At 68.4% G+C, this 13,895-nt stretch carries 13 protein-coding genes and 1 riboswitch; of the genes, 10 read left to right on the top strand and 3 right to left on the bottom strand.

Translation table 11 applies throughout. The annotated features are described in order from the left end of the window. Positions 1–721 precede the first annotated feature (721 nt). The 7 genes from MTY59_RS23860 to ileS all read left to right on the top strand — a co-directional run bounded on the left by MTY59_RS23860 (position 722) and on the right by ileS (position 8,423). The gene (locus tag MTY59_RS23860) at positions 722–895 is read left to right on the top strand and encodes a hypothetical protein (RefSeq protein WP_221043340.1); all 174 of its coding nucleotides are present in this window, start codon (positions 722–724) and stop codon (positions 893–895) included. A gap of 82 nt (positions 896–977) precedes the next feature. Next, positions 978–1,820: an AraC family transcriptional regulator gene (locus MTY59_RS23855; protein ID WP_221046623.1), complete on the top strand. Its 843-nt coding sequence runs from the start codon at positions 978–980 to the stop codon at positions 1,818–1,820. Continuing rightward, complete coding sequence (locus MTY59_RS23850) at positions 1,774–2,175, top strand: VOC family protein (RefSeq protein WP_221043339.1); 402 nt, start codon at positions 1,774–1,776, stop codon at positions 2,173–2,175. Before MTY59_RS23855 ends, MTY59_RS23850 begins: the two co-directional genes overlap by 47 nt. Positions 2,176–2,250: 75 nt before the next feature. Then, entirely contained in the window at positions 2,251–2,820 is a 570-nt protein-coding gene (locus MTY59_RS23845) for a carboxymuconolactone decarboxylase family protein (protein WP_221043338.1), read from the top strand. A 76-nt stretch (positions 2,821–2,896) separates the two neighbouring features. Further along, on the top strand, positions 2,897–4,021 hold the full coding sequence (locus tag MTY59_RS23840) for an NAD(P)H-dependent flavin oxidoreductase (RefSeq protein ID WP_221043337.1): 1,125 nt from the start codon (positions 2,897–2,899) through the stop codon (positions 4,019–4,021). A gap of 183 nt (positions 4,022–4,204) precedes the next feature. Beyond that, positions 4,205–4,390: riboswitch (M-box (ykoK) riboswitch) on the top strand. Between the two features lie 280 nt (positions 4,391–4,670). Then, positions 4,671–4,922, top strand: a complete 252-nt coding sequence (locus tag MTY59_RS23835) for an Rv1535 family protein (protein WP_221043336.1) — start codon at positions 4,671–4,673, stop codon at positions 4,920–4,922. Between the two features lie 372 nt (positions 4,923–5,294). After that, the gene (ileS, locus tag MTY59_RS23830) at positions 5,295–8,423 is read left to right on the top strand and encodes an isoleucine--tRNA ligase (protein ID WP_221046622.1); all 3,129 of its coding nucleotides are present in this window, start codon (positions 5,295–5,297) and stop codon (positions 8,421–8,423) included. A gap of 81 nt (positions 8,424–8,504) precedes the next feature. On the opposite strand, the gene MTY59_RS23825 is transcribed toward ileS, so the two are convergent. Next, complete coding sequence (locus tag MTY59_RS23825; RefSeq protein WP_221043335.1) at positions 8,505–9,029, bottom strand: hypothetical protein; 525 nt, start codon at positions 9,027–9,029, stop codon at positions 8,505–8,507. A 150-nt stretch (positions 9,030–9,179) separates the two neighbouring features. Between MTY59_RS23825 and MTY59_RS23820 the strand changes: the two genes are divergently transcribed. After that, the gene (locus MTY59_RS23820; RefSeq protein ID WP_462937579.1) at positions 9,180–10,580 is read left to right on the top strand and encodes a DNA polymerase IV; all 1,401 of its coding nucleotides are present in this window, start codon (positions 9,180–9,182) and stop codon (positions 10,578–10,580) included. Here MTY59_RS23820 and MTY59_RS23815 read toward each other — a convergent pair. Beyond that, positions 10,545–11,501 carry an asparaginase gene (locus MTY59_RS23815; RefSeq protein ID WP_221043334.1) on the bottom strand — a complete coding sequence of 319 codons (957 nt, stop codon included), beginning with the start codon at positions 11,499–11,501 and terminating at the stop codon, positions 10,545–10,547. The two genes, MTY59_RS23820 and MTY59_RS23815, sit on opposite strands and share 36 nt — an antisense overlap. A gap of 47 nt (positions 11,502–11,548) precedes the next feature. Between MTY59_RS23815 and lspA the strand changes: the two genes are divergently transcribed. After that, positions 11,549–12,199 carry a signal peptidase II gene (gene lspA, locus MTY59_RS23810; RefSeq protein WP_221043333.1) on the top strand — a complete coding sequence of 217 codons (651 nt, stop codon included), beginning with the start codon at positions 11,549–11,551 and terminating at the stop codon, positions 12,197–12,199. Then, positions 12,192–13,118, top strand: a complete 927-nt coding sequence (locus MTY59_RS23805; protein ID WP_221043332.1) for an RluA family pseudouridine synthase — start codon at positions 12,192–12,194, stop codon at positions 13,116–13,118. Before lspA ends, MTY59_RS23805 begins: the two co-directional genes overlap by 8 nt. 1 nt (position 13,119) lies before the next feature. Here the strand turns inward: MTY59_RS23805 and MTY59_RS23800 are convergent, their stop codons facing one another. Continuing rightward, positions 13,120–13,878, bottom strand: a complete 759-nt coding sequence (locus tag MTY59_RS23800) for a class I SAM-dependent methyltransferase (protein WP_221043331.1) — start codon at positions 13,876–13,878, stop codon at positions 13,120–13,122. Between the last annotated feature and the right edge of the window lie 17 nt (positions 13,879–13,895).

Raw genomic sequence — 13,895 nt, 5'->3', positions numbered from 1 at the left:
CCATTGGCGCTACCGGCTTGTCGGGGCCAGCACGTGTAACCCGGCGATAGCGGACAACGCCGCGACGCGTGGCTGTCGAATCCGGAAATCCCATCGCAACTAGTGCATACTGTGTGTTATCAGACTACTGTCTAGTAGTACTATAAGTATGTACACAACCTTGCGCCTAAATGACGATCCATCTTCTTAGTCATTTACAAGACAATACGTTCGTATAACCGTGGACAAACGGGGTACTCGCCTATTACAGTTTCTAATTGTTCGACCCATGTTGACTACGGGGTCTTCGGAGCGGGTGAGCGTTGACCGTTCGGTCGCGCACACTTTCGGATTTCGCCGTCTGGCCAAACGACGAGGAGCAACGAAAAATATCGGTCAGTGTTTGCCGACCGGGCATCCCGCCTGATTAACCGGATGCCCAAGGCAACGGTGTCGACGAGGACGCCTGCTGGCCAACGTGCAGCAGAACGAGGTGAAGCACCGATGACCGAAGTGCGATGCGAAAGATGCGTGAGAACTGTCAGGGCATCCAATGGGTCACCGTCACGGTCGGCCCTGCAGTTGCTGGGGTGGACTGTCATCGACGGTGACCGGTATTACTGCCCCACACACAGCGGAGATGGGTACGCAGCCAGGGCTATTTGAACGAGGCTGCGCCCTGAGCGTCTGCGGAGGAGCCCGCGCCGCGCTAGTCGATTCGGTTGTTGTGGGGGAGGCGGCGGTGCTTGTTCGTGACAAGGGTGCCGGCGAGGAGCGCCTCGTCTATGTGACCGGAGCCACTGACCCGGCCGACATTCGGGCCCGGTTGGGTCAGCGGCTCCTCACGTATGTCGTGCCCAGGACGAATTCGGCGATGACCGTCAAGGGACCTGACGTCGCAACCCCGCCGCGCTAGCGTGGCTGGGATGGGCGGCGAAGCGCAGCGCAGCTGGGAGTTCGTGGTGGCGCCGGCGCGGAAGGCGCCCGGCATCACGTCGATGGTGGGTTATCGCGCGCTGGAGGTGCCCGAGACTGTGCATCGCGGTCTGCCGTCGTCGATGTTGACGTTCATCGTCAGCCTCGACGACGGGGTGGAGGCCGCATCCACCGTCGATGGCCTCGCGAGTTCTCGGCCCAACCCATTGGTCCTCGGTGGATTACACGTGCAGGCCAGTCATGTGCGGCAGCGGCGTGCCCAAGCCGGTGTGCAGCTGGCGGTGCACCCGTTGGCGTCGCGCGCACTGTTCGGTATGCCCAGCGCCGAGCTGCCGGTCACCGCCTACGACGGTGTCGACGTACTCGGCCGTCGCGCGATCGAACTCTCCGAGCGTGTCGCCGGAGCGCGTCATTGGCCCGACGTCTTCGCAACTGTGGCTGATTACCTTGTCGACGCCCAGCGCCGCCACGACGATGTGGCCGTGCGTCCCGAGGTCGCGTACGCCTGGCGGCTGATGGAGCGCACTGGAGGCCGAATTCCTTTGAGCGCGTTGGCAGATCGCGTCGGGGTGAGTGCCAGATGGATGACCGCGCTGTTCCAGCGGGAGGTCGGCAGATCTCCGAAGACGGTGTTGATGCTCATGCGATTCCAGCACGCGACGGCCAGGATCGCGGCGTCGGCGCGTCGTGACGGCCAGGTCGACCTCGCCGCGGTCGCGGCCGACACCGGGTATTGGGACCAGGCGCACCTGACCCGCGAGTTCGGCCGGTTCGCCGGGGTGCCGCCGCGGGCATGGCTGGCCGAAGAGTTCCGAAACATACAAGACGGCGGGCACTCGTCCGGTTCACGATGGGACCATGACTACTTCGAATCCGACCGTCTGGTTGACGCTGCAGGCACATAACGCTCTCAAGCTCATCGACTACTACGTCGACGCGTTCGGCTTCGTCGTCGCGGCCCGGTACGGCGACGGCGACCGGGTCGATCACGCCCAGCTGAATTGGCCGGAAGGCAGCGGCGGGATCATGTTGGGCAGCCACAAAGCCGGGGCGGACTGGTCGCGTGAACCGGGAACCGCCGGCGGCTACATCGTCACCGGTGATCCCGCTGCCCTCTACGAACGGGTGCTCTCACACGAGGCGGAAATCGTTCGCCCGCTCGCCAAAACCGATTACGGTGCAACCGAATTCGCCGTCCGCGATCCTGAAGGCAACTTGTGGTCGTTCGGCGACTACGTTGGCGAACCGATGCCGAGCTGATCACCGGGACACCTGCGCCTGACTACCATGACGGTAGAACGCGACGTCCCGCCAGCACGGAGGAGTGCTCATCCGATGACAACAGCGCGCCTACCTCGACTGCCACTCGACGAAGCCAAAGCCGCCGCCGACGAAGCCGCCGTCCCCAACTACATGGCCGAGCTCAGCATCTTCCAGGTGCTGCTCAACCATCCGCCACTGGCGCGCGGCATCAACGACCTGCTCGCCACCATGCTGTGGCACGGGACCCTCGACTCGCGGCTGCGCGAGCTGGTGATCATGCGGATCGGCTGGCTCACCTCCTGCGATTACGAATGGACACAGCACTGGCGGGTGGCATCGCGGCTCGGCGTTCCGGCCGAAGATCTGCTGGGCGTGCGGGATTGGCCAGATTACGCGGAGTTCGGATCCATCGAGCGGGCGGTGCTTGCGGCGACCGACGACGTGGTCCGCGACGGCGCGGTGAGCGCCGCGAACTGGGCGGCATGTGAGCGTGAATTCGCTGGTGACACAACGATTCTCGTCGAACTGGTAACGGTCATCGGCGCCTGGCGGATGGTCGCGTCGATCCTGCAGAGCCTGGAGGTGCCGCTGGAGGAGGGCGTGTCCAGCTGGCCGCCGGACGGCCGGTCTCCCCGGTCGTAGCGCCGGCGCGCAAACATGAGTTGCCCACGCGCCGTGGCCGATTGACTTAGCAGTCGATAACTCTTAGCGTCGGGCAATGAGAACCAGGGTCGCCGAGATGCTCGGAGTCGAATTCCCGATCTGCGCCTTCAGCCATTGCCGCGACGTGGTGGCAGCGGTGACCAACGCGGGCGGCTTCGGGATCCTGGGCGCCACCGCGCACAGCCCTAAACGCCTGCAGAGCGAGCTGACCTGGATCGAGGAACAGACCGGAGGCAAGCCCTACGGAGTCGACCTGCTGCTGCCGCCCAAATACGTTGGCGCCGAGCAGGGCGGCATCGACACCACGCAGGCCCGCACCCTGCTGCCCGACGAGCATCGCGCGTTCGTCGACGACCTCCTGGCCCGCTACGGCGTCACCGCGACGGCAGAGCAGCCGCGCGCGTCGCTGGGTCGCCTGAACATCTCGCCCAAGACCTACGAGCCGCTGCTCGACGTCGCGTTCTCCAACAACATCCGGCTGATCGCCAGCGCGCTGGGCCCGCCCCCGGCGGACCTCGTCGAACGCGCGCACGACCGGGACGTGCTGGTGGCCGCGCTGGCCGGGACCACCCGGCACGCGCAACGGCACGCCGCCGCGGGCGTCGACCTGATCGTCGCGCAAGGCACCGAGGCGGGCGGGCACACCGGCGAGGTGGCGACCATGGTCCTGGTGCCCGAGGTCGTCGATGCCGTGGCGCCGGTGCCGGTGCTCGCCGCCGGCGGCATCGCCCGTGGCCGTCAGATCGCCGCGGCGCTGGCCCTGGGCGCCGAGGGCGTGTGGTGCGGCTCGGTGTGGCTGACCACCGAAGAGGCCGAGACGGCGCCCGTGGTCAAGGAGAAGTTTCTGGCCGCCAGCTCGTCGGACACGGTGCGGTCGCGCTCGATGACGGGCAAGCCGGCGCGGATGCTGCGCACGGCCTGGACCGAGGAGTGGGAGCGGCCGGAAAACCCGGATCCGCTGGGCATGCCGTTGCAGACCGCGCTGATCACCGAGCCGCAGCTGCGCATCAACCAGGCCGCCGCCCATCAGGGCGCCAAGGCGCGTGAGCTGGCCACCTACTTCGTCGGGCAGGTCGTGGGCTCACTGGACCGGGTCCGGCCGACGCGTTCGGTGGTGCTGGACATGGTTGAGGAGTTCATCGACACCATCGGCCGGCTCGAAGGCCTGGTGGAGAAGTGATTCGCGGCGGCCAAGCCATCCGCACGGAATTGACGAATTCCTGACGGCCGCCGGGCGTACGCCCAGCTCAGCGCCGTGAACCTGGCCGAATGCTGTGTGCGCTCCTAATGAATGCGTACAGAATCTCCGACACGCTATCCAGGGATTTGACCCCACCATAGCCGTCGTGCATCATCGGTCGGGTAAGCACCTCGTTAGGTGAGGCGTCTACACGAATACAGGCCACTGACCCCGAACGTCGAAAGACGCCCCGGGTCAGGACAGCTCCTCCCGGCTTAAGGGTTGAGCCCAGGTGGCTTCCGGCTCGGATTGTTTTTCCAGGCCAGGACACGTCGTGTGGTGCCGAAGCTCTGACGAGTGAGGTGCGGATCCCCGACGGTCGTCGGGTTCTGCTCCTTTGCTGCGCATAGATTGCATGCGACCCGCGCATGCGTCGTGACCGCGAGGAGGTGAGGGACACATGAGTTCTAGCGATAGTCCGGACCGAAGTCCGAACTGTGTTTCGTCCCGATCCGGTCTCCGGCGCGACCTTCTCGGCTGAGTCGTCGCAACGCTAAGTGGCTATCGCCCAAGCGTTCTGAGATCACACGGGATGGGACACACGTCAGTCCAGTCAATCCCCGTTGGATCTCCCCTCTAGGAGGCGAAGATGACCGCAGCTTTCTACGACGAAGTGCTCACCGTAGCGCCCGCCCCCACGCTGACCGTGGTGCGCGACACCGACACGATCCCGGCTCCGGCCGAGGCTCCCGTGACCAAAGCCCGCCGCCGGTCCGACAACGCATCGTTCGGCGCCGGGGGCGACCCGCTGGTCGACGGCGCCGCCCGCCTGCTGAGCGTCCCGGTGCGTCACGTGTACGCCGCACTGTGGCGGGTCGGCGTCCTCGAAGTCCGCGCCTGAAAGACGAACTTCGATGGACGCCGAACAACCGTGGCTCCAAGAGGTCGCCTGGCCGCAGACGTAGCTCTGCGCCTTGGTGACCCCTTGGAGTGCACCCGGATTTGCGGGTCTTCGTAGAATCGATCTACTGGCGTCGATCCGGCCATCACCGGGGAGCCTTCGGAAGAACAGCCGTCCTGGCTCAGTAGAACCGAACGGGTAGGCCCGTCACAGCCGTCATCGAGCGGCCACGCGAAAGCGCGGCAAGCGGGGTGGTACCGCGGCGCTCGCGCAGCCAGCGCGTCGTCGTCCCCGGTTTGCACCGTGGCACAGGAGACAACGCGCATCGTGACCGACACACCCGGCCCCGCAGCTGACCTCGAGGCTCAGCCGGTGGACTCCGTCCAGGCCTACCCCAAGCCGGCCGGCGGAGCGCCGGACTTCCCGGCGCTCGAGCTCGAGGTGCTGGACTACTGGGCCCGCGACGACACCTTCCGGGCCAGCATCGCCCGCCGTGACGGCTCGCCGGAATACGTGTTCTACGACGGGCCGCCGTTCGCCAACGGGCTGCCGCACTACGGGCACCTGCTCACCGGCTACGTCAAGGACATCGTCCCGCGCTACCGAACCATGCGCGGCTACAAGGTGGAGCGCCGGTTCGGCTGGGACACCCACGGGCTGCCGGCCGAGCTCGAAGTCGAGCGCCAGCTGGGCATCACCGACAAATCGCAGATCGACGACATGGGCATCGCCGCGTTCAACGACGCCTGCCGCGCCTCGGTGCTGCGCTACACCGACGAATGGCAGGCCTACGTCACCCGCCAGGCGCGCTGGGTCGACTTCGACAACGACTACAAGACGCTGGACCTGCCCTACATGGAGTCGGTTATCTGGGCGTTCAAACAGCTCTGGGACAAGGGCCTGGCGTACGAGGGCTACCGGGTGTTGCCCTACTGCTGGCGCGACGAAACCCCGCTGTCCAACCACGAATTGCGGATGGACGACGACGTGTACCAGAGCCGCCAGGACCCCGCGCTCACGGTGGGATTCAAAGTCACCGGCGGTGCCCTGGATGGCGCTTATCTGCTGGTGTGGACGACGACGCCGTGGACCCTGCCGTCCAACCTGGCGGTCGCCGTCAACCCCGACGTGACCTACGTCGAGGTCAAGGCCGAGGGCAAGCGTTTCGTCCTCGCGGAGCCGCGGCTGGCCGCCTATGCGCGTGAGCTGGGCTTCGAAAAGGGCGAGGAGCCCGAGATCCTGGCCACCCACCGCGGCGCCGACCTGCTCGGCACCCGCTACCTGCCGCCGTTTCCGTACTTCATGGATACTGCCAACGCATTTCAGGTGCTGCCCGGCGAGTTCGTCACCACCGAGGACGGTACCGGCATCGTGCACATGGCGCCGGCCTACGGCGAGGACGACATGGCGACCACCGACAAAGTCGGCATCACCCCGGTCACGCCCGTCGATTCCAAGGGGCGCTTCGACGCCTCGGTCCCGGATTACCAGGGGCAGCACGTCTTTGACGCCAACCCGCACATCATCCGTGACCTGAAGAACGGCAGCGGTCCCGCCGCGGCCAACGGTGCGGTGCTGCTGCGCCACGAAACCTACGAGCACCCCTACCCGCACTGCTGGCGCTGCCGCAACCCGCTGATCTATCGGGCGGTGTCCTCGTGGTTCGTCGCGGTCACCGAGTTCCGGGACCGGATGGTCGAACTCAACCAGCAGATCACTTGGTACCCCGAGCATGTCAAGGACGGCCAGTTCGGCAAGTGGCTGCAGGGCGCCCGCGACTGGTCGATCTCACGAAACCGCTACTGGGGCACCCCGATTCCGGTATGGAAGTCCGACGACCCCGCCTACCCGCGGGTCGACGCCTACGGCAGCCTCGACGAACTCGAACGCGACTTCGGGGTGCGGCCCACCAACCTGCACCGGCCCTTCATCGACGAGCTGACCCGGCCCAACCCCGACGACCCGACCGGGGCCAGCACGATGCGCCGCATCCCCGACGTGCTCGACGTGTGGTTCGACTCGGGATCGATGCCCTACGCCCAGGTGCATTTCCCGTTCGAGAACGCCGACTGGTTCGACGGCCATTACCCGGGCGACTTCATCGTCGAGTACATCGGGCAGACCCGCGGCTGGTTCTACACCCTGCACGTGCTGGCCACCGCGCTGTTCGACCGTCCCGCCTTCAAAACGTGTGTGGCACATGGCATCGTGCTGGGATCCGACGGCCAGAAGATGAGCAAGTCGCTGCGTAACTATCCCGATGTCAGCGAGGTGTTCGACCGCGACGGCTCCGACGCCATGCGCTGGTTCCTGATGGCCTCGCCGATCCTGCGCGGGGGCAATCTCATCGTCACCGAGCAGGGCATCCGCGAAGGTGTGCGCCAGGTGCTGCTGCCGTTCTGGAACGCCTACAGCTTCCTGGCCCTCTACGCGCCCAAAGTCGGTACCTGGCGCACCGATTCGACGCAGGTGCTGGACCGCTACATCCTGGCCAAGCTCGCCGAGCTGCGCGACGACCTGACCCATGAGATGGACACCTGCGACATCTCGCGGGCCTGCGAGCAGCTGCGTCAGTTCACCGAGGCGCTGACGAATTGGTATGTGCGACGGTCGCGTTCGCGGTTCTGGGAAGAAGATGTCGACGCCATCGACACCTTGCACACCGTGCTGGAGGTGATGGCGCGGCTGGCCGCGCCGCTGCTTCCGTCGGTGACCGAGATCGTGTGGCGCGGCCTGACTGCGCAGCGGTCGGTGCACCTCACCGATTGGCCGCAGGCCGGCGACGTGCCCGCCGACCCCGACCTGGTCGCCGCGATGGATCAGGTCCGCGAGGTCTGCTCGGCCGCGTCCTCGTTGCGCAAGGCCAAGAAGCTGCGGGTGCGGTTGCCGCTGCCCAAACTCACGGTGGCGGTGGAGAATCCGCAGCGGCTGGAGCCGTTCGCCGATCTGATCGCCGACGAGCTCAACGTCAAGAGCGTCGAGCTGACCGACGCGATCGACACCTATGGCCGCTTCGAGCTCACCGTCAACGCGCGGGTGGCCGGGCCGCGGCTGGGCAAGGATGTGCAGGCGGCCATCAAGGCGGTCAAGGCGGGGGAGGGCGTCGTCAATCCGGACGGCACCCTGACCGCCGGACCCGCGGTGCTGCAACCCGAGGAATACAGCTCACGGCTGGTCGCCGCCGACCCGGAATTCACCGCGGCCCTGACCGACGGGGCGGGCCTGGTGGTGCTGGACGGCACGGTGACCCCCGAACTCGAGGCCGAAGGCTGGGCCAAGGACCGGATCCGCGAGCTGCAGGAGCTGCGAAAGTCCACGGGTCTGGATGTGTCCGACCGGATTTCGGTGGTGATGGCCGTGCCCGGCGAGCGGGCCGACTGGGCGCGCACTCACCGCGACCTCATCGCGGGCGAAATCCTGGCCACCAGTTTCGAATTCGGCGATCCGGCCGATGGCGCCGAGATCGGTGACGGCGTGCGGGTGAGCATCGCCAAGGCCTGAGCGCTCGCCGGGGTATCGGCGAGCGTAACGCCACGGCGGAATTCGGACGCAATTTTCGCCGTGGCGTTACGCTCGCGGCGGTCAGCTCCTCGATCGCAGCGCATGGTGGACATGCGGCCAGAACGGCATGCCCACCGCCACCGTCGCCCCGGTGGCGATCACGCCCACCGCGACGTCGACGCTCTTGCGGCCATCCGAGGCCCAGTAGACGTCCTTGAGGTCCAACAGCAGCGCCAGCTCGTCGACGATCATCGCGTTGGCGGCACCGTACGCCACCGCCGCCGCGGGATGCCGCCGCTGCTTCTCGCTTCCGCGCAACCCCACACCGGCCACCGTCGCCAGCATCCCGATCCCGATGTTGTAGTGGTGAAAGTGCTTGCCGCCCAACGACACACCGCCGCCGGATGGTCCATGGCCGGCGCGGATCCAGTGGGTGAGGCCGCGCAGGCCCGCGAAGGTCAGGGTGAACGACGCCCACGCCAACACGGTGGCCTGCTCGCCGGGCTGCAGGCGTTCGTTCCATTGATGGCGCAGCCGCTCCCATCGCGTCGAGGGCGACGCGCTCCCGTGCGGAGCGGCCGCGTCGCCCTGCCTGTTGTCCGTCATTTGATCGCGCGCCAGCGCAGCCGGCCTGCGCGAAGCTCGACCGCCTCGGCCCAGCGCTGCGAGTTGCAGATCCGGCGGTGCGCCAGGTTCATGGCCATGACAAAACGTTAGTCCCAACTGGCCCTTCGCGTGGGCCCTAGCATCGAGCGTGTGGAGTCGCGGTGGGTGCTGCACCTGGACATGGACGCGTTCTTCGCCTCCGTCGAGCAACTCACCCGCCCGACGCTGCGCGGGCGCCCGGTGCTGGTCGGTGGTGTGGGCGGGCGCGGCGTGGTGGCCGGGGCCAGCTACGAGGCGCGCGTGTTCGGGGCGCGGTCGGCCATGCCCATGCATCAGGCCCGCCGGCTGGTCGGTGTCAGCGCGGTGGTGCTGCCGCCGCGCGGCGTGGTGTACGGGCTGGCCAGCCGGCGCGTCTTCGACACCATCCGCGCCGTGGTGCCCGTGGTCGAGCAGTTGTCCTTCGACGAGGGATTCGGCGAACCCGCTCAGCTCGCCGGAGCGTCCGCCGAGGACGTCGAGGCGTTCTGCGAGGACCTGCGACGACGGGTCCGCGACGACACCGGCCTGATCGCCTCGGTGGGCGCCGGGTCGGGCAAGCAGATCGCCAAGATCGCCTCCGGGCTGGCCAAACCCGATGGTGTCCGGGTGGTGCGCCGCGCCGAAGAACGACCGTTGCTCGGCGGGCTGCCGGTGCGCCGGCTGTGGGGGATCGGCCCGGTCGCCGAGGAGAGGCTGCATCGCCTCGGCATCGAGACCATCGGCGAGCTGGCCGCGCTGACCGAGGCCGAGGCGGCCAACATCCTGGGCGCCACGATCGGGCCGGCGCTGCACCGGCTGGCCCGGGGAATCGACGACCGCCCGGTCGCCGAGCGCGCCGAGGCCAAGCAGATCAGCTCCGAATCGACCTTTGCCGCCGACCTGACCAGCCTGGAGCAGTTGCGTGAGGCCATCGAGCCGATCGCCGAGCACGCCCATCACCGCCTGCTGCGCGACGGCCGCGGCGCGCGCACCGTCACCGTCAAACTGAAGAAATCCGACATGAGCACGCTGACCCGGTCCGCGACGCTGCCCTATGCCACCACCGAGGTCGCCGCGCTGGTGGGCATGGCCCGCCGCCTACTGCTCGATCCGCGCGAGATCGGGCCCATTCGCCTTCTCGGCGTGGGCTTTTCGGGGCTGAGCGATGTGCGCCAGGAATCGCTGTTTCCCGAGTTGGAACTGGCGGCGCCGCAACCGGATTCGCCGTCGGTGGAGACCGCGACGGAGGCGATGTTCACTCCGGGGCCCGATGAGGCCGGGTGGCGGGTCGGCGACGACGTCGCCCACCGCGAGCTCGGGCACGGCTGGGTGCAAGGCGCGGGCCACGGCGTGGTCACCGCGCGGTTCGAAACGCGCTGCTCCGGCCCCGGACCCGCCCGGACGTTTCCCGCCGACGGTGGCGAGCTGGTGCGCGCCAACCCGATCGATTCCCTGGATTGGCCCGATTACGCCGGGGGGCTGCAGGCCGATGCGCTGTCAACCCCAGCGGGCGACGACGTCGGCGACCGGTAGCTCCGCGGACAGCGCGGCGATCAGCAGGACGCGCGCCTGAGACGGTCGCAGCCGCGGCACCATCACCGCCCCGGCCGCCGCCATGTCGTGGCCGGGACCATAGCTGGCGCCGACCCGGCCGCCGGGGACGCGGGTGGACACCGCGACGACGACCCCGTCGCCGCAGTGCCGGCGCACCGCGTCGACCACCGCAGGTCCGGCGTTTCCCGAACCCAGCGCCTCGAGCACCACACCCCGCGCCCCGGCGGCCACGCACGCATCGAGGGCCACCGCGTCGCTGCCCAGGTATGCCGCGACGATGTCGACGCGCGGCGCATCGGTGGCCCGCAGTTCGCCGGCGTACGGGCGGGTCTTCGGGCCGGTGAGGGCCACGTCGCCAGCCACGGTGCCGAGCAGCCGGCCGGTGAAGCCGCTGAGGTCCTCGGTGGCCACCTTGCTCATGCCCAGCGGTTGCAGCACCCGGCCGGCGAAACACAGCACCACGCCCAGGTCGCGGGCGGCCGGGCTGGCCGCCACCGCCAGGGCGTCGCGCACATTCGCCGGGCCGTCCGCCTCGGGGGCGTCGGCGCTGCGCATGGCGCCGGTCAGCACCACCGGGGCCGGGCCGGCATAGGTGAGCTCGAGCCACAGCGCGCTTTCCTCCATGGTGTCGGTGCCGTGCAGCACCACCACCCCGTCGGCCCCGCCGTCGACCGCGGCCGTCACCGCGTCGCGGATCCGGTCCCAATCGGCCAGGGTCAGCTCCGAGCTGTCAACTGCCAGCAGGTCAACGACGTCGACGTCGTGTTCTTCGCGGAAGGGCGCCGTCAGGTCGGATCCGCTGTACGAGGGTCGATGCACCCCGTCGGCGCCGGTGCCGGTCGATATCGTGCCGCCGGTGGCGATCACGGTGAGGCGGGCCATGGTGGCATCATTGCGCATCGCCGCGATCATGGAGCCTGCGTGGGGCAGTAGGGGATGATGGGGAAGTGCCCGAAGAACCAACGAACTCGACTGAGCCGGTGACCTCAGCCGAAGAGGCTGGTGCGGCCGCCCCGGTCGAGCCAGACGCGGAGCCCGACACCGCCGCTTCGCCCGCACCCGCTCCGCGGCGGCTGCGGCTGCTGCTGTCGATCGCGGCGGTAGTCCTGGCCCTCGACGTCGTCACCAAGGTCCTTGCCGTCAAACTGCTGCCGCCCGGCCAGCCGGTGCCGATCATCGGCGACACGGTGACGTGGACCCTGGTGCGCAATTCGGGTGCGGCCTTCTCGATGGCGACCGGGTACACCTGGATGCTGACGCTGATCGCGACCGGTGTGGTGGTCGGCATCTTCTGGATGGGACGCCGGCTGGTGTCGCCCTGGTGGGCGGTGGGCCTGGGCATGATCCTCGGCGGCGCCATGGGCAACCTGGTCGACCGATTCTTCCGCGCCCCCGGGCCGCTTCGCGGGCATGTCGTGGACTTCCTGTCGGTGGGCTGGTGGCCGGTGTTCAACGTCGCCGACCCCTCGGTGGTCGGGGGCGCCATCCTGTTGGTGGTGCTGTCGATCTTCGGATTCGACTTCGACTCGGTGGGTCGGCGCACCGCCGGCGACCGGCGTAAGGAAGAAGGCGACAGCCAGGACAGCGCGGGTGAGTGACCGCTCGATGCCCGTCCCGGAGGGATTGGCGGGCATGCGTGTCGACGCCGGGCTGGCCCGCCTGCTGGGGCTGTCGCGCAGCGCGGCGGCGGCGCTCGCCGAAGACGGCGGCGTCGAACTCGACGGCGTCCAGGCCGGCAAGTCCGACCGGCTGACCGGCGGCGCCTGGCTGCAGGTGCGGCTGCCCGAGGCGCCCGCCCCGCTGCAGAACACGCCGGTCGACATCGAGGGCATGACGATCCTGTACTCCGACGACGACATTGTCGCGGTCGACAAACCGGCGGCGGTGGCCGCGCACGCGTCGGTCGGCTGGACCGGGCCCACCGTGCTCGGCGGACTGGCCGCCGCCGGCTACCGGATCACCACCTCGGGCGTGCCCGAGCGGCAGGGCATCGTGCACCGCCTCGACGTCGGCACGTCCGGGGTGATGGTGGTGGCGCTGTCCGAGCGGGCCTACACCGTGCTCAAGCGGGCGTTCAAACAGCGCACCGTCGACAAGCGCTATCACGCGCTGGTGCAAGGACATCCGGACCCGTCCAGCGGGACCATCGACGCGCCGATCGGGCGTCACCGCGGGGGCGAGTGGAAGTTCGCGGTCACCAAGGACGGCCGGCACAGCCTCACCCACTACGACACCGTGGAGGCCTTCGTCGCCGCCAGCCTGCTCGACGTGCACCTGGAAACCGGCCGCACCCACCAGATCCGGGTGCATTTCTCCGCGCTGCATCACCCGTGCTGCGGTGACCTGGTCTACGGCGCGGACCCCAAGCTCGCGAAAAAGCTTGGGCTGGAACGTCAATGGTTGCATGCCCGCTCGTTGTCCTTCACCCATCCGGCCGACGGCAGGCGGATCGAGATCGTCAGCCCCTACCCGCCCGACCTGCAGCACGCGCTGGACGTGTTGCGCGACGAGGGCTGACTCAGGCGGGTTTGCGGGCCTCGACGAGCAGCCGCACGGAGTGCGTGACGAACGGCCCGCCGGATTCGATGCGCTCGTGCAGTTCGGCCAGCCGCTCGCGGTAGCGCTGCACGCTGAAGTCGGGCACCGTCCAGATCACCTTGCGCAGGAAGTACACGACGGCACCGATGTCGAAGAACTCGGCGCGCATCCGCTCCATCCGCACATCGACGATCTCCAGCCCGGCGGCCTCGGCCTGGGCGCGCACGGCGTCCGGGTGAAACTCGGCCCACTTCTGCGGCTGCGGCCCGATGAAGTACTCGACCAGCTCGCCCATGGTGGCCGGGCCGATGTGCTGCGCGAAGTAGGTGCCGCCCGGCCGGAGTACCCGCAGGATCTCGCTCCACCAGACGGAGATCGGGTGACGCGTGGTCACCAGGTCGAACGCGTCGTCGGCGAAGGGCAGCGGCGGCTCGTCGCGCATCGCGACGACCACCACACCGAGCGCGTGCAGGCGCCGGGTGGCCAGCGCCGCGTTCGGCGGCCACGTCTCGATGGCGGCCATGGTCGGCGGGAAGGGTGCCGCGCCGGACAGCACCTCGCCGCCGCCGGTGTGAATGTCCAGCGCGGCCGACACCGTCGCCAACCGGCCTCGCAGCAGCCGCTGATAACCCCACGACGGGCGTTCCTCGGTGGCCCGGCCGTCCAGCCACGAAAAATCCCAGCCCTCGACCGGGGCGGCGTCCGCCTCGGCGATCAGGTCGTCAAATGTGCGCCGCATGTCAAGCATGCTAGGCA

Source organism: Mycobacterium senriense (assembly GCF_019668465.1).
Taxonomy (GTDB): Bacteria; Actinomycetota; Actinomycetes; order Mycobacteriales; family Mycobacteriaceae; genus Mycobacterium; species Mycobacterium senriense.
Note: the sequence above shows the minus strand (reverse complement) of the source record. Positions and strands in the feature narration are given on the sequence as shown.

Excerpts from the sequence above, each read along its gene's own strand:
- MTY59_RS23825 (WP_221043335.1), bottom strand. The coding sequence starts at position 9,029 with ATGACGGACAACAGGCAGGGCGACGCGGCCGCTCCGCACGGGAGCGCG.
- MTY59_RS23800 (WP_221043331.1), bottom strand. The coding sequence starts at position 13,878 with ATGCGGCGCACATTTGACGACCTGATCGCCGAGGCGGACGCCGCCCCG.
- MTY59_RS23815 (WP_221043334.1), bottom strand. The coding sequence starts at position 11,501 with ATGCGCAATGATGCCACCATGGCCCGCCTCACCGTGATCGCCACCGGC.
- MTY59_RS23855 (WP_221046623.1), top strand. The coding sequence starts at position 978 with ATGGTGGGTTATCGCGCGCTGGAGGTGCCCGAGACTGTGCATCGCGGT.
- MTY59_RS23835 (WP_221043336.1), top strand. The coding sequence starts at position 4,671 with ATGACCGCAGCTTTCTACGACGAAGTGCTCACCGTAGCGCCCGCCCCC.
- MTY59_RS23850 (WP_221043339.1), top strand. The coding sequence starts at position 1,774 with ATGACTACTTCGAATCCGACCGTCTGGTTGACGCTGCAGGCACATAAC.
- MTY59_RS23840 (WP_221043337.1), top strand. The coding sequence starts at position 2,897 with ATGAGAACCAGGGTCGCCGAGATGCTCGGAGTCGAATTCCCGATCTGC.
- MTY59_RS23845 (WP_221043338.1), top strand. The coding sequence starts at position 2,251 with ATGACAACAGCGCGCCTACCTCGACTGCCACTCGACGAAGCCAAAGCC.